Origin of the sequence: Paraburkholderia sp. 40 (genome assembly GCF_050434105.1) — a bacterium.
In the GTDB taxonomy this organism is placed as follows: Bacteria; Pseudomonadota; Gammaproteobacteria; order Burkholderiales; family Burkholderiaceae; genus Paraburkholderia; species Paraburkholderia tuberum.
On record NZ_JBNPVY010000004.1, the window covers coordinates 4467887 to 4488019 of the forward strand.

A 20133-nucleotide genomic window follows, 5' to 3' on the forward strand; every position below is an offset into this window, starting at 1 on the left:
ATCCTCAGTAAATGCGCAACGTCTTTGCGACGCTGGGCACGCCCTTGTTATTGAGAGCAAACAGCATGTAATAGCCGGGGACGACGATGCCCGGATCGGACGGGATATTGATCAGGTATTCGCCCGCCGTACCGGTGGTGAACTTCACCGGGACCCGGCGCTGCTCGTTGTCCAGCGAGTGCGTTGCCGATGCCATGCGGAGGAGCGAGAAGTTGGTCACGGGCCCATTGGTGGTGACGGCGATGGAAGTACCGAGGCTGACCTCCGACGGTGCGGAGACGATGACGGGTCGCGTTGCCGCCGAGCCGTCCGGATTCAGCAGATAGGGCGGCGTCAGGATCTCGACACTCGGATGGTTGGCCGAGCAGGTGCCGCAGAGGCCGCCACCGCCGCTCAGCACACGTCCGTCGGGCAGCAGCAGGGCCACGCTGTGGTAAGTTCGCGGCGTGGCCATCGGCGCCAGCAGCTGAAATGTCTCTGTGGCCGGATCCCAAAGCTCAGCGGTGAGCACGGCTTCGTCATCGGAGAACGGCCTCGGGTAGGTCTGGCCGCCGATCACCACAACTTGGCCGTTCGGCAGCACCACACTGTTATGGAAAGCCCGTGCATAGGCCATCGCGGCGACCTGGCGCACCTTGGCCGTGCCACCGTTGATATCAATGAGATTGGCGTTCGCACTTGCCCAAGTGCTATCGTAACTCGGCGCGCCGCCTATGGTGAGGATCTTGCCGATATCGTACATGACTGCGTTGCCGTTCATTGCATCGGCGTCCCCGCCGCGCTCGCCGGCCCAGGTAATACTGCCGCTGCCGGCCGTGTCGATCCAGTGCATGCTTTTGCTTGGACCTGCGTGAAATACACGGCCATTGGACACGGCAAACATCCAGGCATGGTTATCCGCGCGGTAAATGCCGGCACCATCAGCGGTGAGGATTTCGGTGGCAAACACTGCAGAGTTGAGTTGCCAGCCAGTACCTGGGAGCCAGGTTTCGCCATTCTTGTTACCCTTGTTGACGTCCCACGACCCGCCCAGGGTAAATACGCCGCCATTGGTCAGCGTGACGCTGCCATTGTATCCGCGGCCAATGTTCATCAGCGGGCCGGCGGACCACGAGAGCGTGGCGGGATCGAAGATACTAGTCTTGGTATCGCTGGAACCACCATTGACGAAAATCCGGCCGTCGGGAAGATTCGCAATGCCAGGACAGAACATGTCGTGGCCGGTGTTGCTTACAAGCATTTCAGAGGAATTTCCCGTGGCAGGGTCAAAAATAACGGTATAGGTCTGGCCACCGTCGCCGCCGAAATTGAGGGGGTCCCAGGAGGACCACGTCAGTACCTTGCCGTTGGGCAAGTTGGCTGCCGCGACCGGCACGATCGGAAGTGCTTGCGGCGCCGTCCAGCTTGACGGCAAGGTGACGGCCTGCGGAGGCGGGGTGTGCAGGCCATCGATTTCCCAGGTCTGGCTCGCGCTGCCGTCGCATGGCATCTGCACGACTTGCTGGCCTGCCTGCGGATTCCCCCCCCCCTGAGCGACGAGACACTTGCTGCTGTGCGCCGCCACGATCGCATAGCCCGTACCTTGCTGGCGCAGCGTGAACTGCTGGTTCGGTTGCCCGTTGCAGGCCCACTGAATCGCCGGGGCGCCCGCGTCAAAGCTAATTCCCGTGATGTCCAGGCATTTGCCGCTGTGCTGAGCAATGAGCTGATACGCGGTGCCGACCGGTTGGAGCTGCCAACTTTGGTTGGCTTGGCCATTGCACGTCCAGACAATCACTGCCGCTCCGTCTGACTGCGAAATTCCTGTGACATCGGTACACAGCGTCGTTCCGCTGGGGCGCAGCGTGCTGACTGCGGCGTTGGACTGTGCCGCCGCCGGCCCGGACAGCATCATGGTTATGGCCATGCAAGCGGCGCCAATCCATCCAAGCAGGCGTGTCATCTTACATCCAGCGTATCGTTGGCAAGTATGAGTCATGGCAGTGGTGGGTTGTTGTTTGGTGCTGTCTTGCTCGGGGACCAAGCAGTCAAGCTTGGGCTAGGTGTTCCAGAACGTACGGGACTTCATCGGCCAGCGGCAAGGAGGTGCTCCGCCAGCGTAGTTGTGCAGCCTTGCCGAAGAAATAGACTTACGTGGAATGGCTATCCAGGCCTGGGGACAGCGCTCGGCCGGCGAGGGCCGCCCCTGATCTCCTCTACGTCGCCAATGCGCGGTCTCACGGCGTGCCGGGCCGGGCCGGCGTCAAATCGCTTGAGCCACGCGCGCAGTGCGCCCGGTGAATCGGCGAGCGGATCAATGCTGAGTGATATCAATCGAAGTGGATATTGCGAGCCTAGTCGCGGTATTCCTTGCTGCACGGCAGAAAATAGCGCGCCCTGCAGCGGACAAACCGAACTGCACCCAGTGAACATTGTCTGCACTGCTGAAACGCTGCCACACAGGACGTCCCGCAGGAGCCGCCTTTGGCCGCCCTCGTCGACGACCCAAGTGTCTGGAATGCGCAGCGGTGGATTCACCGCGCCGATGCCGCCGTGTGCGTATATGTCGCGAGACGCGACAGCGACGATGCTTGCGGAAATACCCTGAAGCCATGCACGCCGGGTCCATCTCATTTCCATATACCACCGAAATGCGTAGTAAAGTCAATCATAGAGACCGGCGAGCATAGGGAATCGCAGAGTCTCACGATAAGTGCCCGCCGTTATGACAATGTGGTCGCCCGACTTCAGCGCCGCGATGGCGGTGGAGATCGTTCAATACACAACGGTCTGCAGCATGAATCCGCACGACTATCCTCGCGGCCCGCTCGTTGAGCGGTATGTTGTCAGGCAACGTGCCCTCCAACACGTCATTAAAACGCCCGCGCCGGTAATTTAGTTGCATTTGAGAGGACTTCGGACGCAAATGAACGCGGCAAGATCCAGAGAAATCCGTATTTCTCGATCAAACCGCTCGTACGAAGTAGTCTCAATTAAACTTTTCGCCGCAAACCACTTGCCATTGTCATAGCCAATAGGCTGCGACCTATAATTCCATTCGTAGTACGAATGTTATGGCAGACTCCACCTATACTGCTGTCGATTTGAGTGTTCAATGCATCCGCTGTATGCGCCCCACCACCTATTCACACATAGGGTGAGGCATTGATGACAGAGCAACCTGTTTTTCCGTGCGGTCAAAATGATTTAGCAGCGAGTTCGCGCTATGCGTTGACGCGTCACCGGTTTACGATAGCGAGTATGGTGGATCGATATGGCAAGCCTCTGTGCGGTAAACCGCTTAAACACTTAATCGGTGAAGTCGCTCATTGCAGACTTCGCGGTGTCTTCGCAAAACAGCGTGGTGTAGTTGGCCGCGAGTCTGCGATTAATGAATGCCTTGAACCGAAGGTTCGGAGTGCTGACTTTCACACTATCGGACTGGCCTTATACGAAACGCTGCTGATATGCGGCTGCTGTGGTCGGGCGCTCACCGTTCGCTACCAAGGTAACGGCGGCCTTTATCCGTTGTGCTTGTGTAGTGCTCGCCGCCGCGAGGGTTTGGCGACCACCGATTGCCTGAGCATGAGCAGCGACCTGCTTAACAACGCAATCGGCGAGGCTGGATTCACCGCGCTGCGGCCAGCCGAGTTGAAACTTGCGGTGACCGCGCTGAACGAACTTGAGCAACGCGATCACGGCATCATGCGTCAGTGGCATATGCTCGTCGAACGCGCCGAATATGAGGTCGCGCTGGCAGAGCGTCGCTACGGGAACGACGGAGTTCTACTCGCATCATTTTCGATAACGCGGCAGATTGTCGTTTCTCAAAGATCCCAGTGACAATGGTTAAAGCGAGGCCGCCGAAACCCCTGCACGAAAAACGAAAGCGCGCTAAATAACGAGCTCGTCCCTTGATGCGGTAGCTGCGCCCGTCGAACTCGGGCAGGTAGCAATGATGCATGAGCCGGTCGAGGACTGTCTGATGCCGGCTGGCCGTCTCGTCTCGGCGTGCACTCACTTTTACGTCGGTCACAGCGATATAGCAAAGGAACGCGGTGCCTTGCCATTCAGATGGACAGGCATTGGATCAGACGCTCGAACCGCCCGAAATGCTGCGTCATCCACTGTCGGATCCCCGCTGGATTCAGCGAGATCGGCAGCGATAAGTCCGCCAGACGGCTCACAATGGACGCGGACTTTCGCAATATTTTGGCTATGGTGCCAGAACTTTAGTGCGGAGCCCTTCCCTGGCGGCATAGGGCCGTGACGGCGATCCGAGCGAACCGGCCATTCGAGTGACGGTTTCGTCGGATGAGCGAACGTCGGCAAGTGGCCGAGATGATGGCATGGAGGCGCCACTTTCCCGTGGCCCCTGAACTGGTGCCAAACTGAAGTCTGGCGCTGCATTTCAGTGAGGAGCCTTCATCATGGACATCGCGACTATCGGGCTAGATCTGGCCAAAAACGTCTTCCAGTTACACCACTGAACCACTCCGGCAGGACGGTCCTCCGCAGGCGTCTGCGCCGCGCGGAAGTGCTGTCTTTTTTCGCACGGCTGCCGGTTTGCCTGGTTGGCATGGAGGCCTGCTGGGGCGCGCACTACTGGGCGCGCGAAATCCAGAAGCTCGGCCACACGGTACGCCTGATGGCACCGCAATACGTAAAGGCCTACGTCAAGACCAATAAGAATGACGCCGCTGACGCCGAGGCGATTGCCGAAGCCGTGACACGCCCCTCGATGCGATTTGTGCCCGTCAAAACCCAAGATCAGCAGGCAATGCTTGCGCTGCACCGTGTACGGCAAGGCCTGATCAAGGCGCGTACCGCACAGGCCAACCAGATCAGAAGCTTCCTCGCTGAGTGTGGAGTCGTGATACCGGCGGGCTTGGGGCGATTGCGCAGAGCATTGCCAATGGTGCTGTCCGAGGAAGAACGCGTGGATGGTCTGATGCGCCAGTTGTTGGTTGATCTTGCCGCAAGATTGCGCAGTCTGGACGACGAGGTCGCACGACTTGACAGACACATTGCCGAATTCAATCGCCGCAACCAGGACTGCCGGCGCCTCGAGACGATTCCCGGCGTTGGCCCGATCACCGCAAGCGCCCTGGTGGCAGCAGTCGGCAACGCAACTGCATTCTGTAACGGTCGCGAGCTGGCGGCGTGGCTCCGAATTTCGCAACATGCGATTTATGCTAGAGGTAAAGGATCATACGGTCCGGGTTGCTCTAGTCCCTAAAAGCGGCGAAAAGGGTGCGATGTTCGAATACCCGTATGCAACTCCCGACGATCACAATCTGTCAGGAGAACTTGAGCGTTTGAAGGAGCGTCTGCGCCAAGACATTGTGACAGCGCAAAATATCGAAGATGGGAAAGGAACGCGACTGACTTGAGGGAAAGCCGGATCCACATGGGCGTTGAATTTAGCGACATTCCACTCCAACGCACCTTTTCCGCGACGTCCGTTGGTGCGAAGGATGAACGTCCCACGTGGGTCGCGGCCGGTCGCAATCGAGCCAACATGAACGACATGAGGTTTGCGACGGCCTGAAAAAATGCCGCCGATATCGGCCGTTGCGTTCTGCGCGTCCCCCTGAACAGCCGAATCGAGGATTCAAAGTTCTCAAAAAATTTTGTCCCTGTTGGTGTGCACTATTTGATAGGACCCGCGAGTAGGCCTAAAACGTGTGTGCCGGGGGGGCGAAAATCGATGTGAATCCCGGTCATTTTCAAGGCTCAAGGTTGTGTTTCGTGATCAGCCCTCTGACGTCGTGACTCATAGCACGACGGCCAATTGCCATGGAGAAGTGGCGCTGCTGATGTCGAAGCGCGAGCGTTGAGCAACGGGCCCGGTTTTGCCCGTTTTTCCCGGTTCCGGTCTTTCCGGGCAAGTTAGCACGGTCCGGTTTCGCCCGCTCCAGCTATAGGAAGCGGGCGAAACCGGGCAAACCGGTCCGGCGCACCTGTTGTTCCAATAGGGCGCTTTGCGGGTAAATCAGGCGCGCCACAGCGAGTTGCTTTTCACGCCAAAGATATTTTTCGCCACAAGACCGTTCAAGGCTTCGATCGCGCGCTGCTTTTTATGTTTCTGGTCGCACAGCATCCGCTCGGTCACGAGCGCGACGGCCTCATCGAGGGGGATACACGCACGGTCTTTTGGCGCGCCATCTTGCCCGGTCTCGAAAGAGTTGCGCAGCGCCCCGGTCACGGCATCGAACGCGATTTTCTGATTTCCGCCAGTCGGCAGCTTCGTCCCCTTCACGGGCTGGATCGATTCATCCGGTGCGATCACGCAGCTCGTGACCGGCTCGCCGCAGTCATCGTTTCCGAGATCCACGACGAGCAGCTTGAACCGGTGAGCAGCGCCGGTTTCATCGTCCTTGGATTTGGCCACGACCCATTCGCGACGGCTCTCGGTCGCATTCACCTCGATGGCGCCATCGAGCGCGGCATGCAGACTCGAATGCCCGCGCAATCCCTTCGTGGCATCCTTGCCCGTATGATGAACCAGCAGGACCAGGCCGCCGAGCAGGTTCTGCAGGCGCTTGGCGGCGGTGATCATGTTGCCCATGTCCACGGACGAGTTCTCGTCGGCGCCAGGCGCAGCGCGGTTCAGCGTGTCGAGCACAACCATCCCGCCAGCGCCACCCGCGCTTGCGATGGAGCGGGCAAGCTCGGCTACGCCCGCGCCGTCGAGCAGGTCGAAAGGCGCGGTCATGAAGCGCAGGCCGTCAGGCAACGGCTTGTCGTGGTGCTTCGCCCACGCCTTGACGCGCTTGCCCATGCCAGCTTCGCCTTCCAGTGCGCAGTAGGTCACCGGACACTGAAGTACCCGGTGACCGAACCACTCCGGATTGCCACCCGCGACGGCGGCAGCAATGTCGAGTACCAGAAAGGATTTCCCGCTGCCGCTGGGGCCGAACAGCGCAGCCAGGCCTTCGAGAGGCAGCACCGCGCGCACCAGCCACTTCATGGGAGGCGCGTTCGCCAGCTCGTCAGCGGAGCGCAGCGGAAAGCGCGCAGTCGTGGGAGTGATGCCGGCCTCTCGGAGCTGCCCGGTATCCGTTGCCCGCACTTCGTTCACCCACATGACGAGCGTGCCGATCGTCGCCACATTCGTAGTGCGGCCGAAGCTTTCCCACTCCCTTTCGCACAGGCCCGGCTGATACATCAGTTCGCCGTCAGCCGTCACGCGTTCGTCTTTCGCTGACCAGGTATCCCACAGTTCAAGCCCCTCGTCGGAGCCGTCGAACTGGTGATGCAGGATCATACCGAGCTTCAGCCAACGGGCACGATTCCATTCATCGGCGTTCGGATCGAGCCGCGACAGCAGCTCGTCTTTGACGCGCTCCAGGGTCCAGCGCGGATCGGACTGCTTTGCCTCGAGCAGACTGAAATCGACGCCGTTGCAAGCCTCGGCAGTAACCGGCTTCGCAGTTTCGCAAGGTGCAATCGCCAGATAAGAATCGGGATTCAGGTATCCGCCGCCCAAGGACACGCCAAACCTGTACTCGGCTCCCTGATTCTGTATGGGGCAATACATGGCGCGTTCGGCCTCCAGCGAACCAGGGTCGAGCGTCGCGCGAAAAAACGTCGCGATCGCCAGAGCCACCGTACGGTGCTCCTCGCGCGACATGTCACGAATACTGGGAATGATGATCCGCAGGCGCGGCGCTTCAGGCGTGTGAGAGCGTGTGGTATGCCATAGGTAATCGAAAGGCGCGAGCGTATCGCCGCGGACCAGTGCGGCGAAGAGGTCTGCAGTTCCCTTGTCAAAATCGAGCGTCAACGCCGAGCGGCGCTTGAAGGACGCGTGGTTGCGCTGGTTTCCATCGAAAGCGCCGAACACGACGAACGGGTCGCGTTTCTTCGCTTCTCCGCGCTCCTTATTACTCAGCGCCATGAAGTCGGTGTGCGACATGGGGCTCTGCTTCGGCATCGAGACGAACTGCTTCAGCGCCTCGAAGCTGATCGGTTTCACGGGGCGGATAACACCAAGGTTTCCCTGGCCATAGACCGACGACAGGAGGCGCTGCGGATGGATTTCTGGAAGTTGGTTTGCTATCATCGTTTTATCTCTTAGGAATGCTTAATGCCACGGCGTCTGATATGGCGGATACCGGGGCTTTCTTTTAGCCTTCGTGCAGGGTGCTACAGGCGAGCAAAGAGGCCGGGGTGTTCTTCCTCGAACTTAATGCGGGCGTGAACCGCATAATCGCTCGCGGCAGCCTTCATGAAAGCCGTCACCAGAGCAACAGAATTGGTGTCGCTGATCTTATATCCTCGAGCACGCGCTTCCTCGACCGCATGAAGAGCGGAGAACAGGTACAACTCGGCAGTCATCGCGGCCTGCCTCATGAGATCTTCATAGGAGACGCTCATGCCGCACCTCCCGCCAGGCGTTCGATGGAATCGGCGGCACTCATGAGACGACCGTTCGGCGACTCCACCGGCTGAAGGCGGCAGCAGGCGCCGGTCTCTGCGGGAATCTCTGCAGAACGAACGCGGGCTCCGGACTGGGCGAGCGAAACGGCGTTTGCATGAGACGCGATGTTCTGGGTGAAATGGTCGGCGTGGGCAGGATTGGCAAAACGGTCCATCATGCTGCGCCTCCGCCAAGCAGAACAGCGCGCAGCTCACCCACATTCCAGCGGGTCGAGCCGCCGATCTTGCGCGGGGCGGGGAGTGCGCCGCGCTTCGAACGTTCCCACACGGTCGCGACGTTGCACTGACACAGCCCGGCCACAGTGCGCACGTCGACGGCGGCCGCGTTCGGCAACTCGTCAAACTCTTTCAGGTCAGTCTTGTGAGCCATCGATTTTCTCCAGTACCCGTCGGAATTGACGGGCAGGGAGAAGCGTATCGAGCCGGCCGCTGCCCCGCACCCTAAGCCACCCTAAAACTACCCCAATTGCACCCTACTCTCATTTAGGGTGCCGCGAGAACCTCCGAAACCCGTTGTGACGAGAGGCCGGGACATCGCCCGGTGACCGCGGCGATGACCTTTGCCCGATCTGCCGGCCCGGCCGGGTCATTGAACTCGAGCACGGAGAACAGTGCCCTGACGCAACGCTGGCATGCATCCGACAGCTTTTCCTCGGCTTCGCCCCGGTTGGCCGCGGCGAACACTTTTTCGAGCGTCGCCTTGCCCAGACCTTTTGCAAGGTCGGCCTCCTCGATTTCCACAATGACTCTGCTTTGGGAGATGCCGCGTGTCGCCCTGATCGTGTCGAGCATCGCGGCGATGACGGCCAGGCGGTCGGCGGTGCTCGCGTGCGTGCCCGGTTCGATATTTTTCTGCGGCGCGAACCCGGCAGGCAGCGTCCAGCCAATTGCCACGGCCCACGCGCGGAACGCGGTGGTTGAAACCCAGGCATTCTCTCTCTTATGACTACCCGGCCGGACGACCATGAGCGCGCCAACGTCCGGGAGTGGTCCGCGATCATCCTCATACGGGCCTGCGAGATTCGCCATGGCGACTTCCAGCCGGTCCCTGAAGGGCTGACCTGCCAGTGCAATGGCGTCGTGTTCATCAATATGCTCCGTCGGCGACAGCGCGGACGGCTCGATCCCGAGTGATTGTGCGACCAGCCGCCATAGGGGCAGCTCGGGCAGATGCGGCCACTTGCCCCAGTTGACGGCGTGGAGGCGCGCCTTCCGTTCGGCGATGCTTGCAGCCACTTCCTTGAGGGTCGATCCGTTCAGCAACTCCGGTAACAGGTCTTTCATTGCGTGTTCTTTGCGTGAATCGTCAAAAATAGGTGCCGCTCCCACGTCGGTGACGGTGCCGGCTATCGGCACGTCGCATGAGGGAGCGGCGGAAAGGATCAGCCTGCGTGCGACGCAGCGGCCCGCCGGTGGAGGGGAATCACGGCACCCTGGGTCACAGGTGTTGCGATGAAGGCAGCCCAGTCGTTCATCAGGCACCGCCGCCGCTCCAGCACGTCACCGCGCCAGTACGCCGCTTCGGACTCGTCACCCTTCACGTGCGCCAGTGCGACTTCGGCCAGTTCGCGCGGATAGTCCGTGCGCTCGCCTGCCCAGTCACGGAAGGTGGAACGGAAGCCGTGCGGCGTGGCTTCCAGTCGGGCGCGGCGCAGGATCGCCAGCAGCGTCATGTCGGACAGCGTCCTGCCGGTCGGGCTGGGGAAGACGAGGGCATGGTCATCATCCGGTCGCGGCAGCGCCCGAAGCAGCGCGACGGCCGCATCGGACAGCGGCACGCGATGTTCTTTCTTTGCCTTCATGCGTTCGCCCGGAATGCGCCAGACCGCCTTGTCGAGGTCCATCTCGGACCACGTTGCGCCGCGCGCCTCGCCCGAGCGGGCGGCCGTCAGGATGGCAAACTCCAGACAGCGCGCGGCCGTCGTCAGCGTGCCGCGCAGCGACACCATGAAGGCACCCATTTCGTCGATGGCCATCGCCGGATGGTTGCGAACCCGCTTCGTCTTGCTGGGTGCGGCCAGCAGCTTGTCGAGGTTGCCGCGCCACGTCGCGGGATTCTCGCCTTCGCGATAGCCCTTGACGCGTGACCAGTCGAGCACGTTCTCGATCCGGCCGCGCAGCCGCGACGCGGTTTCCGTCTTGGTCGTCCAGATGGGTTCGAGCACGGCGAGCACATGCTCGCGGCCGACATGCGCGACCTGAAGCCTGCCGATCAACGGATAGGCGTATTCTGCAAGCGTGTTGCGCCACTGGCTCGCATGCTTCGGGTTGCTCCATTCGGCCGACTTCGCCTCGATGAATCGCGTCGCGGCGTCTTCAAAGGTGATTTCGCGCGCCTGACTCGCCCGCAGCTGGCTGATCTTCTCCTTGCGTGCCAGCACCGGGTCCACGCCAGCAGCGATCTCGTCGCGTTTGGCGCTGGCGTGTTCGCGCGCAGTCTTGAGCGACACCGCCGGATATGCGCCGAGGCCGATCTCGCGCCGCCTGGCGCCCGACCATCACGCGCAGGATCCATGAGCGTGCGCCACCCGGCGTGACCTGTAACGCCAGGCCCGCCACCCCGCCGACCATGTGTAAGCCGGGTTCGGTCAGGCGTGACACCGCCAGCGCGCCCAGTTCCCGTGCAATCTTCGGCATTTGTCTACCCCCCAATCTACCCACCATAAAATTTACGGTTAAAGGCGACAAAATGCAATGGGGTCGGATACATTGCCGACGCCCCTAAACGGTAATTCACTGATTTAACGAGCAAATTACCGGCTGATTGCGATAAAGGACAACGGTTCGATCGAAGCGCTCGGGCGGACCGTCTCTCCGCCAGAATGCCTTCCGGGCAATTCCGCCTGATTCCCCCGGACAGCCCGAAACGCCTTATTCCTGTGCGTTTTGGGGGTGTCATTCTGCTTGCTGCTTCCGCGTCATGCCGACACAATCAACCTATCCAGTAGGGGTGAGAGTGGGGGTGAGAAATGGCAGCATCCCAATCCAGGCAACTTCATCGTCTGTCGGCGCTACGCATCGCGAAGCTCGTCGATCCGGGCTACTACGCTGACGGCGGCGGCCTTTACTTTCAGATTTCAAGTTCCGGAGCACGCTCCTGGGTCTACCAGTTCAAACTATTTGGGCGGTCACGAGAGATGGGCCTTGGCCCGGCTTTGACAGTTTCGCTGGCGGAGGCGCGCTCTGAGGCCGCCCGATGCAGGGCGCTGGCGAAGGACAAGATCGATCCCATCGAAGCACGTAAAGAGGCGCAAAGGAAAGCTGCCGCAGAAGAGGCAATGCCATTCCGTGACGCCGCGGCGGCATACGTAGAAAAGATGTCGCCGAGTTGGAAAAACAGGAAGCATGCGCAGCAGTGGACGAACACGCTCACGACCTATGCCTACCCAGTAATCGGGGACGTCGATGTACGTCATGTCGATACGCCGATGGTAGTGCGGATTCTCCAGCCGATCTGGTCGACCAAACGTGAGACTGCGAACCGCGTGCGCGGCCGGATCGAGAACATCCTTGATGCCGAGAAAGTGCTTGGTCATCGTGATGGTGATAATCCCGCGCGCTGGCGCGGCCATCTGGATAAGGTGCTGGCGAAGCGCAAGCGCGCTGTGAATCATTTCCCTGCACTTCCTTGGGCCGACATCCCCGAGTTCATGCGGAAGCTTGAGGCGAAAGAGGAGGAGGGGTCTCGCTCGGCAGTCATGCTACATCTGTTGATCCTCACTGTGTGCCGTACAAATGAAATCCGCGGAGCCCGACCTGAGGAGTTTGATCTGCGCCACAAGATCTGGACTATCCCCGGCGGGCGAATGAAGATGGGCGTGCCTCATCGCATACCGTTGTGCGACAAAGCCTTTGAACTTGCGAAGAACGCTATGGCGACAGCGAGGTACGGCTATCTGTTTCCGGGCGACAAGAAAGGCTCGCCGCTGTCGAACATGGCGATGCTGGAGTTACTTGATGGTATGGGGTACTCAGAGATCACGGTGCATGGCTTTCGCTCGACCTTTCAGGACTGGGCCGAGGAATATGGCGAGTACCCCGAACTGCTTACCGACAAGGCGATCGCACACAAGACCACCAACAAGGCGCGACGCGCATATCAGCGAGGCGACATGCTCGAGAGGCGCCGAAAGATGATGGACCACTGGTCGCTGTATTGCGGGGGGATGTCCGCGACCGTTGTGCCGATAGCGCCGGTTCAGGCTGTCGCATGACGGTACAACGGCAAGCATCTGCATGGGGTGCAGGTGGTCGGAGGTTCAAATCCTTTCGCCCCGACCAATAGATATAAGGCTTTCATGGCTTCGGCTCTGAGAGCCTTTTTCGTTTGGGGCCGATTTTCCCACGTTTGCCCCCACACGACGACCGGCTCTCGCGGGAACGGAGTGGAATTTTGGGTAGCGTTGAGGGGTCGGCCGCGTTCGTTGCTCACGAGCTTGAGGCTCGTATATCAATGCGCGAACTGTGCCAGCGACAACCTGTTTATCGGTAAGGCAGTCCTATTTCTGACGGCTTGGGGGCTGCCGGCCGTCCAAATGTGGGTCGGCGGAGCAGCAGTTCGTTCGCTTAGGAAAACCAGAGATGCGTGTTGGATACTGGCGCGGCCTATCGATACCTGCCCACGGCCTGCCCACCCGAAGTGCTCCCCGGTGCCCCTGTCCCGGATGGTCTTGAACTCGAGAGATTCGCTGCCCAGTTGAGACCCAACGATCATGCGGTACTGGAAGCGACCGGCACCACCGCAGCGATCGTCAATGTGCTTCAGGCCCATGTGGGCCGTGTCATTGTTGCCAATCCGTTGCAGGTCAGACTGATCGCTGAGGCACGGGTCAAGACCGATAAGATCGATGCGGCCATCCTCGCCCAGCTCTACGCGAGCGGTTTTCTGCCTCAGGTCTGGATCCCCGGCGAAACCACGCAGGCGCTGCGACGACAGGTATCGCGCCGGGCCCAGATCGTCCGCCAGCGAACGCGCCTGAAGAACGAAGTCCACGCGGTGCTGGCAGCGCATCTGATTGAACGCTGCCCAGCGACCGATCTGTTTGGCAGGAAGGGGCGCGCCTGGCTTAACCAGCAATCTCTTCCCATCGATGAACGGATGGGCGTCGAGCAACGGCTACGCGAACTGGACCGCCTTGGCGAGGATCTCCAACAGATCGAGCAGGTCCTCGAACAATTCGTTATTGATGACACGCGGCTGCGCAAACTGCTGACGATCACCGGCGTGAACACAACAGTGGCGATTGGGCTCCTTTCTGCAATCGGCGAAATCGCCCGATTCCCCACAGCCGAGAAGCTGGTCAGCTATTTCGGGCTTAATCCTTCCGTCTATCAGACTGGCGCGCAACCCACCAAACATGGCCGCATCAGCAAGCGCGGGCGCTCTTATGGACGTGCCATGCTGGTTGAAGCTGCGTGGTCAGCGGCCCAGTCGCCCGGCCCTTTACGCGCATTCTTCCTGCGTATCCGGGACCGGCGAGGGCAACAGATTGCCGCAGTTGCGACGGCACGCAAGATCGCCGTCATCACCTGGTACGTGCTCACACGCGACGAGAGCTTTGCGTGGGATCGTCCTGCACTCACTGCGCACAAGATCCGTTCACTCGAGCTCCAGGCCGGCATGCCCGCACGTCGCGGTAGCCATAGAGGTTCTGCAGCAGCCTACAACCTGAAGAGCGTGCGCGATCAGGAACGTGCGGTAGCCGAGCAGGCCGAACGGGCATACCAGCGACTGTTCTCCCGCTCGAAGCAGACCCGGCCCGGCAACAAACGAACCTCAACGCAATGGCCGCCGGGTTCGAGCTCCTGATGTCTAAAAATAATGGCTTGGCGGGCTTGTCGATTTCATCGGTGGTGTAAATCACCTACCTTCCTGATCTCCGGCGGGTAATCGAAGAACGGAATCACACGTGCCCAGTTGCGTCGCCAGCTCTGCCCGATGGACGGATAATCCTGGTCCCACCTGGCCTCGAAGGCGCCCAGTGCGTATTTCGGTCCAACGTGACCGACCGTTTCGGCATCGTGACCGGCGATTTCGGGAACGTGACCGAGGATTTCGGCAACGTAACCGGTCGCAACGACAGGCGGGTTTGGTGTTGCGCGGGACCCCAACCACGCGGGCTATGCTCGACGGCTTTGGCCGGAGAGACGATGCCCGCGCACCGGATGAACACGCGCATGATCAAAGACGTTTTACGACTGAAGTTCGACGGCGGCTTCTCGCATGATCGAATCGCCGCGTCGCCAGGCATTTCCAAGGGCGTTGTCACGAAGTACGTCGGCCTGGCCAAGGCGGCCGAGCTCGACTGGGCGAGCGCTTGCGATATGGATGAGGGCGAGCTCGAACGGCGTTTGATGGGCAAGCCCACTGGGCCGGCGGCTTACGCCCAACCCGACTACGGCCGCATTCACCAGGAACTGCGACGCAAGGGCATGACGCTTACGCTGCTCTGGGAAGAGTACCAAGCCGAGTTTGCCGATCGGCAGACCTACCGCTACACGCAGTTCTGCGAGCACTACCGGACGTTCGCCAAGCGGCTGAAGCGCTCGATGCGCCGGATCCACCGCGCCGGCGAGAAGCTGTTCGTCGACTTCTCCGGACCCACGCTGCCGTTGACGACGGGGCGGCGCGCGCACGTGTTCGTCGCCGCGATCGGCGCTTCGAGCTACACGTTTGCGTGCGCGACGCCTGCCGAGACGATGGAAGACTGGCTTGGCGGCATCGCACGAGGACTAACGTTCTACGGCGGCGTGCCGCAACTGATCGTGCCCGACAACCCGCGCGCAATGATCGCCGAGCCCGATCGCTACGAGCCTCGTGCGGGCGACACCGTGTTGGAATTCGCCCCCCACTATGGAACGTCGTTCCTGCCGGCGCGAACCTACCGACCGCAGGACAGGGCTAAGGTCGAGTCGGCCGTGCAGGTCGTCGAGCGCTGGATCATGGCGCGTCTGCGCCACCATGAGTTCGGCTCGATGCAGTCGGTCAATGAGGCGATCAGCCCGTTGCTGAAGTACCTGAACGAACGTCCCTTCCAGAAGCTGCCCGGATGATGGCGCTCCACCAGCTTCGGCTCGAACGCCCCCTGACGGTCGCGCGGGATGTTGAGCGGCAACTCGCCAAACTCCCCCTGCAGCGTCTTGGCGCTATGACCATTACGGGTGTTGCGCGTGGTGTTGGTCACCGCTTCGCTCTTGCCATGGCCCAGGTGCTCGGACATCTCCGTCTCTAACGCACGCTCCACCAGCATCCTGGTAAGCTGCTTGAGCAGGCCGTTCTCGCCCATCAGGTCTTCCGGCTTCTGGTAATTCGCCAGCAGGCTGTCGGCCAGCTTGACGAGTTCAGGATCGGGTTTCTCTCTTTTATTGCGTTTCGGGGCTGCTGCGTCTGTGAGACAAAGGGTGACGCTTTGCTCTTACAGGCACGGTGAATCCTGGGGCTCTTGACTATTGACTACTGGCGCAAAAAAGACGAGCGTGTCTGTCTGGCGTTGGGTTCGCTGTTGTCTCGATCAGACTAACTATACGAGGTAACCGTGTGGATCTTCCGTGTCGATGAGCCGCGTCTTGGAGGCATCCGTATTCGCGAATGGCACCGCCGCGCGCGCCATACCGTCGGCCTGCTCGTACTGCTGCTGGGCGGCGCCGCCACCGGGCTGGTCTTGCTCGATCAGTCCAATGCCTCTTTTCCTGACAAAGTGTTCGCGGCCCTCTGGGATGGGGTCAATCTCGTCTCGACACTCGGTGACTTTACCGACTTTAATCAGTCGCAGAAGATCTTCATGCTGCTGGCCATGTTCGCGACGCTGCTGATCGGCGGATTCGCGGTATCAAGGCTCACGGGCATGCTATCGGGCGACGATGTAATGGCTTATCGGGAGAACAGGGTCATGGAAGGCAAGCTCGCACGTCTCGCCAATCATGTCGTAGTGGTTGGATTCCATTCGCTGGGTGAACTGGTCGCAAACCGCTTGCGCGAAGCCGGACAGACGGTGCTCATCCTCGTGGGCGATCGGGATCAGGCCGACCGGGCTGCGGATCGCGGCCATATGGTTGTGCTCGGTTCGCCGGGCGTGTTCGACGACGTGCTCAAGGGGGCGCGGCTGGATAGCGCCAAAGCGCTGGTCGTGACGACACCGGACAGCAATAACAATCTGGCGATCACCTTGCTGGCGCATACGCTGAATGCCTCGCTTACGATTGTAGTGCCAGGCGAAAATCCCTTGAGAAAGGGGCTGTTCGAGAGCGCGGGGGCATCCGGCGTGGTTATCGTCGATGAGATCGTGGCGAATGCGCTGGTCGGCAAGCTCACAACCTAGATGGAGGAAGCGCCATGAAACCAGCGGATTCCACGCAGTCTCATCTGCATCGCATGCCCTTCCTGCAGGGGCTTCTGCCCGTCAATCCCGCACAACTGCCGCACGACATCATTGCCGGGATCACACTGGCGGCCTTGGGCATCCCGGAGGTGATGGGGTACACGAAGATTTCCGGCACGCCCACCGTCACCGGCCTCTACACGATCTTGCTTCCGCTGATCGCATTTGCGATCTTTGGTGCGTCGCGTCAACTGGTGGTCGCGGCAGACTCCGCGACAGCTGCCATCCTCGCGGGTACGTTGACGGCCATCGCGGCATTAGGCAGCAAGGAATATGTGGCCCTCACAAGCACAGTGGCCCTGACGGTTGCCGTGATGCTCGTGATTGCGCGCGTCTTTCGTCTGGGCTTTCTGGCCGACTTCCTTTCCCGCAGCGCACTGATCGGCTTCCTGACAGGCGTGGGGGTGCAGGTCGCGGCGGGCGAATTCGCCGGGCTGATCGGGCTCGCGAAGCAAGGGCATGGCCCGGTCATGCAGCTGGTGACCGTGTTTCAGCGCGTCGCCGAGGCGAATTATCCGACCACAGTGCTTTCCTTTGTTGTTCTCGCGGTGATCGTCGGTTGCAAGCGTCTGGCGCCGCGCGCGCCGGGTGCGCTGATCGCCGTGATCGGCTCCATCGTGGCCAGCGCGGTGTTCAGTTTCGCCGGGCACGGCATTGCGGTTATCGGTGAAGTGCCCGGCGGACTTCCGTCGCTGTTCCTGCCGCCGTTGCACATGAGCGGGATCAACCAGGTGCTGGCGACGGCCGCCTCGTGCTTCATCGTCATCATCGCGCAGAGCGCGGCGACCGCGCGCGCGTACGCCAACCGCTACAACGAGAAGGGCGACGACAATGCCGACATCGTCGGCCTCGCGGCCGCGAACGCAGCGGCTGCGTTTACGGGCACCTTCGTCGTGAACGGCAGTCCGACCAAGACCGAGATGGTCGACGATGCGGGTGGCCGCACCCAGGTCACCCATCTGACGACGGCCGTCATCGTGCTGCTGGTGCTGCTGTTCCTTACCAGGCCGCTCAGTCTTCTGCCTGCCGCCGTGCTGTCGGCCATCGTCTTCATGATCGGCGTGAAGCTGATCGACGTGAAAGGCATGGTCGAACTCTATCGCATGCAGAAGGACGAATTCGTCGTCGCGTTACTCACGGCCGCCGTGGTCGTGTTTGTCGATGTGATGCACGGAATTCTCGCTGCCGTCGTCCTATCGTTGATCGCGCATGCGCGGCATAGCTACCGGCTGCGAACGCGTGTGTTGACGCGCAGCCCCGCCGGCCGTTGGGTCACGCATCCTGTCGCGCCGAATGTGCTCGCCGCGCCCGGCATCGTCGTCTACCGGTTCGAAGCGGACCTGTTCTATGCGAACGCCGGCCGCTTCACTGAAGAAGTGCTGAAACTCGTCAACGAGGCGAGTCCGCCGTTGCGCTGGGTGGTGATCGACTCGTCGGAGATCAACAATATCGACTACACGGCGGGCAAGACGTTGATCCAGTTGGGTACCGAGCTCGACCGGCGTGGCGTGGGTGTCGCAGCTGTTGCGCTTCCGACGGGTGTGCAGCGGGAGATCGAGCGGTATAAGGCACTGCGTGCGCAAGGCGCCCATCGCGAGATCTTTGCGACGGTCGATGCCGCGATTGACGCTCTGAGCAATCTTTCGCCATCTGCACCCGGGCCTTCGCCAAACGCCAAACCGGAATGAAGCCACGCCGCTTTGACGATGAACTGAGAATGGGAGTGACACGTGCCCGAATCCGCTGCCGCGAAGCGCAAGGAACATGCTACGGAACCCGCCGATCCGATGACCTTGGCGGCGCAGGAAGACCCGTCCACGCTGTTTGCGGGGCGTGGCTCGTTGACGTCGCGCATCGAGCAGGGCAAGGCGGCACGCAGAAAGGTGCCGCGCGCGAAGCTGGCGGACTGCAAGATCGACAATCGCGATCCCATCGCATTGCTCGACGCGTCCAACGTGGGCCGGGTGACTGAGCTGATACCCATTCGCTACGGACGTATGGTCGCGAATCCATTCGCCTTCTATCGCGGCGCCGCGCCGCTGATGGCATACGACCTGTCGAAACTGCCGCATTCCAACCTGATCGTGCAACTGGGCGGCGATGCGCATCTGGCCAATTTCGGACTGTTTGCGAGCCCGGAGCGGCGCATTCTTTTCGGACCCAACGACTTCGACGAAACACTACCCGGCCCATTTGACTGGGATATGCGCAGACTGGCCACATCGTTCGTGATTGCCGCGCGTGAACGCGGACTTGCGACGCGTGATCAGCGCGGCGTGGTGCGCCGGCTATGCGAGACGTTCCGGCAACGGATCGCCGAGTTCAGCCGGATGGACACGCTCGACGTCTGGTACTACCAGTTCAAGGCCGCGAGCATGTTGGCCATTGCCGATTCGACGGAGGAAAGAAGAAAAGAACTGGCCGTCATCGACAAGGCGCGGCAGCAGTCGTCGCGTTCCGTGACGACTCATGTAACCGAGCTTGTCAATGGCAAGCTGCGCATCAAGGACGTTCCGCCGCTCGTGTATCACGTCCCACTGGCGAGCCCGCGCGATCACGCGCAGTACGATGCGCTGGTCCGGCATTTCTTCGCCGACTATCGTTTGACCCTCCCCGATGACAGGCGCGCATTGTTCGATCGCTATGAACTGGTGGATGTCGCCATTCGCGTGGTGGGTATTGGGTCGGTGGGGACGCGCTGCTACGAGGCGCTTTTCATGGCCGACGGACAGTGTCCACTGTTCCTTCAACTCAAGGAGGCGCGGGCTTCCGTACTGGAGGGTTACCTGCCGCCGAGTCGGTATTCCAATCACGGTCAGCGTGTGGTGAACGGGCAGCGTCTGCTGCAATCGGCCAGCGACATTTTTCTCGGATGGTCGAAGCTGCACCACACGGGCAATGACTTCTACGTGCGGCAATTGCGCGACATGAAGGGCGCGTTCGACTTCACCAGTTTCGACGTTGAAGATCTCGGCGAATATGCGGTTTCCTGCGCTCACGTGCTCGCCCATTCGATGGCGAAAGCGGGGGACCCCGCGTTGCTCAGCGGATATGTTGGAAAGTCGAGTGCATTCGACGAGGCCATCGAGCGATTCGGCCTCGCTTATGCGGAACAGAATGAGGCAGACTGGACGGTTTTGAAAGCAGCAGTCAAGGCAGGACGCATCCAGGTCATTCGTGATTGAGTTTGGAGCACCCCCATCGGTTTTTGCGCACTCGCAATTGCTGCTTCGCCTGGCATCAACGGCAAGAAAAGAAATACCGGTGGCGCAATTTGTGGCTTCTGATCCGGGCCCGGCGTCAGGTCAGCGCACGTTGCCGGCGCGAAGGT

16 protein-coding genes and 4 pseudogenes are annotated in these 20133 nt (G+C 60.8%); 8 read left to right on the top strand and 12 right to left on the bottom strand.

Annotated features, from left to right (window positions below):
- Window positions 1-4 precede the first annotated feature (4 nt).
- Both OKW28_RS42555 and OKW28_RS42560 read right to left on the bottom strand, forming a co-directional pair.
- Window positions 5-1942, bottom strand: a complete 1938-nt coding sequence (locus OKW28_RS42555) for an RICIN domain-containing protein (RefSeq protein ID WP_429454346.1) — start codon at window positions 1940-1942, stop codon at window positions 5-7.
- A gap of 200 nt (window positions 1943-2142) precedes the next feature.
- The gene (locus OKW28_RS42560) at window positions 2143-2619 is read right to left on the bottom strand and encodes an SCO family protein (RefSeq protein ID WP_429454348.1); all 477 of its coding nucleotides are present in this window, start codon (window positions 2617-2619) and stop codon (window positions 2143-2145) included.
- Window positions 2620-3147: 528 nt separating this feature from the next.
- Here OKW28_RS42560 and OKW28_RS42565 point away from each other — a divergent pair.
- Window positions 3148-3822 (top strand): zinc ribbon domain-containing protein, encoded by a 675-nt coding sequence (locus tag OKW28_RS42565; protein ID WP_246529935.1) that lies wholly within the window; start codon window positions 3148-3150, stop codon window positions 3820-3822.
- Window positions 3823-3868: 46 nt separating this feature from the next.
- Here OKW28_RS42565 and OKW28_RS42570 read toward each other — a convergent pair.
- Window positions 3869-3961: pseudogene (locus tag OKW28_RS42570) on the bottom strand (ATP-binding protein); the annotation flags it as partial.
- 50 nt (window positions 3962-4011) lie between these two features.
- Window positions 4012-4389 (bottom strand): TonB C-terminal domain-containing protein, encoded by a 378-nt coding sequence (locus OKW28_RS42575; RefSeq protein WP_187632925.1) that lies wholly within the window; start codon window positions 4387-4389, stop codon window positions 4012-4014.
- Between the two features lie 127 nt (window positions 4390-4516).
- On the opposite strand from OKW28_RS42575, the gene OKW28_RS42580 reads away from it, so the two are divergent.
- Window positions 4517-5218 (top strand): IS110 family transposase, encoded by a 702-nt coding sequence (locus OKW28_RS42580; protein WP_429454351.1) that lies wholly within the window; start codon window positions 4517-4519, stop codon window positions 5216-5218.
- Between the two features lie 756 nt (window positions 5219-5974).
- Here the strand turns inward: OKW28_RS42580 and OKW28_RS42585 are convergent.
- From OKW28_RS42585 to OKW28_RS42610, 6 genes are all read right to left on the bottom strand, one after another.
- Window positions 5975-8047, bottom strand: coding sequence for an AAA family ATPase (locus OKW28_RS42585; RefSeq protein WP_429454353.1), 2073 nt, complete (start codon window positions 8045-8047; stop codon window positions 5975-5977).
- 83 nt (window positions 8048-8130) lie between these two features.
- Window positions 8131-8361, bottom strand: coding sequence for a hypothetical protein (locus tag OKW28_RS42590; RefSeq protein ID WP_187632923.1), 231 nt, complete (start codon window positions 8359-8361; stop codon window positions 8131-8133).
- On the bottom strand, window positions 8358-8582 hold the full coding sequence (locus OKW28_RS42595) for a hypothetical protein (RefSeq protein ID WP_187632922.1): 225 nt from the start codon (window positions 8580-8582) through the stop codon (window positions 8358-8360). Before OKW28_RS42595 ends, OKW28_RS42590 begins: the two co-directional genes overlap by 4 nt.
- Window positions 8579-8794 carry a helix-turn-helix transcriptional regulator gene (locus tag OKW28_RS42600; RefSeq protein WP_187632921.1) on the bottom strand — a complete coding sequence of 72 codons (216 nt, stop codon included), beginning with the start codon at window positions 8792-8794 and terminating at the stop codon, window positions 8579-8581. The genes OKW28_RS42595 and OKW28_RS42600 overlap by 4 nt, the downstream gene beginning before the upstream one ends.
- A 113-nt stretch (window positions 8795-8907) precedes the next feature.
- Window positions 8908-9708 (bottom strand): hypothetical protein, encoded by an 801-nt coding sequence (locus OKW28_RS42605; protein ID WP_429454355.1) that lies wholly within the window; start codon window positions 9706-9708, stop codon window positions 8908-8910.
- Between the two features lie 98 nt (window positions 9709-9806).
- Entirely contained in the window at window positions 9807-10874 is a 1068-nt protein-coding gene (locus OKW28_RS42610) for a tyrosine-type recombinase/integrase (RefSeq protein WP_429454357.1), read from the bottom strand.
- A 519-nt stretch (window positions 10875-11393) separates the two neighbouring features.
- Between OKW28_RS42610 and OKW28_RS42615 the strand changes: the two genes are divergently transcribed.
- Window positions 11394-12638, top strand: coding sequence for a tyrosine-type recombinase/integrase (locus tag OKW28_RS42615; RefSeq protein ID WP_429454359.1), 1245 nt, complete (start codon window positions 11394-11396; stop codon window positions 12636-12638).
- Window positions 12639-13039: 401 nt separating this feature from the next.
- The gene (locus OKW28_RS42620) at window positions 13040-14233 is read left to right on the top strand and encodes an IS110 family transposase (protein WP_429454643.1); all 1194 of its coding nucleotides are present in this window, start codon (window positions 13040-13042) and stop codon (window positions 14231-14233) included.
- Window positions 14234-14289: 56 nt separating this feature from the next.
- On the opposite strand, the pseudogene OKW28_RS42625 reads toward OKW28_RS42620, so the two are convergent.
- Window positions 14290-14406, bottom strand: a pseudogene (locus OKW28_RS42625) (transposase); the annotation flags it as partial.
- A 168-nt stretch (window positions 14407-14574) separates the two neighbouring features.
- Here OKW28_RS42625 and istA point away from each other — a divergent pair.
- A pseudogene (istA, locus tag OKW28_RS42630) lies at window positions 14575-15474 on the top strand (IS21 family transposase); the annotation flags it as partial.
- Here istA and OKW28_RS42635 read toward each other — a convergent pair.
- A pseudogene (locus tag OKW28_RS42635) lies at window positions 15453-15755 on the bottom strand (transposase); the annotation flags it as partial. The pseudogenes istA and OKW28_RS42635 overlap by 22 nt on opposite strands.
- A 204-nt stretch (window positions 15756-15959) precedes the next feature.
- Between OKW28_RS42635 and OKW28_RS42640 the strand changes: the two are divergent.
- The 3 genes from OKW28_RS42640 to OKW28_RS42650 all read left to right on the top strand — a co-directional run bounded on the left by OKW28_RS42640 (window position 15960) and on the right by OKW28_RS42650 (window position 19987).
- Window positions 15960-16742 carry an NAD-binding protein gene (locus OKW28_RS42640; RefSeq protein ID WP_429454361.1) on the top strand — a complete coding sequence of 261 codons (783 nt, stop codon included), beginning with the start codon at window positions 15960-15962 and terminating at the stop codon, window positions 16740-16742.
- A gap of 14 nt (window positions 16743-16756) precedes the next feature.
- A complete protein-coding gene (locus tag OKW28_RS42645) occupies window positions 16757-18490 on the top strand; it encodes a SulP family inorganic anion transporter (RefSeq protein WP_429454363.1) in 1734 nt (577 codons plus the stop codon).
- A gap of 249 nt (window positions 18491-18739) precedes the next feature.
- Window positions 18740-19987 carry a DUF2252 domain-containing protein gene (locus tag OKW28_RS42650; RefSeq protein WP_429454365.1) on the top strand — a complete coding sequence of 416 codons (1248 nt, stop codon included), beginning with the start codon at window positions 18740-18742 and terminating at the stop codon, window positions 19985-19987.
- The last annotated feature ends 146 nt before the right edge of the window (window positions 19988-20133 follow it).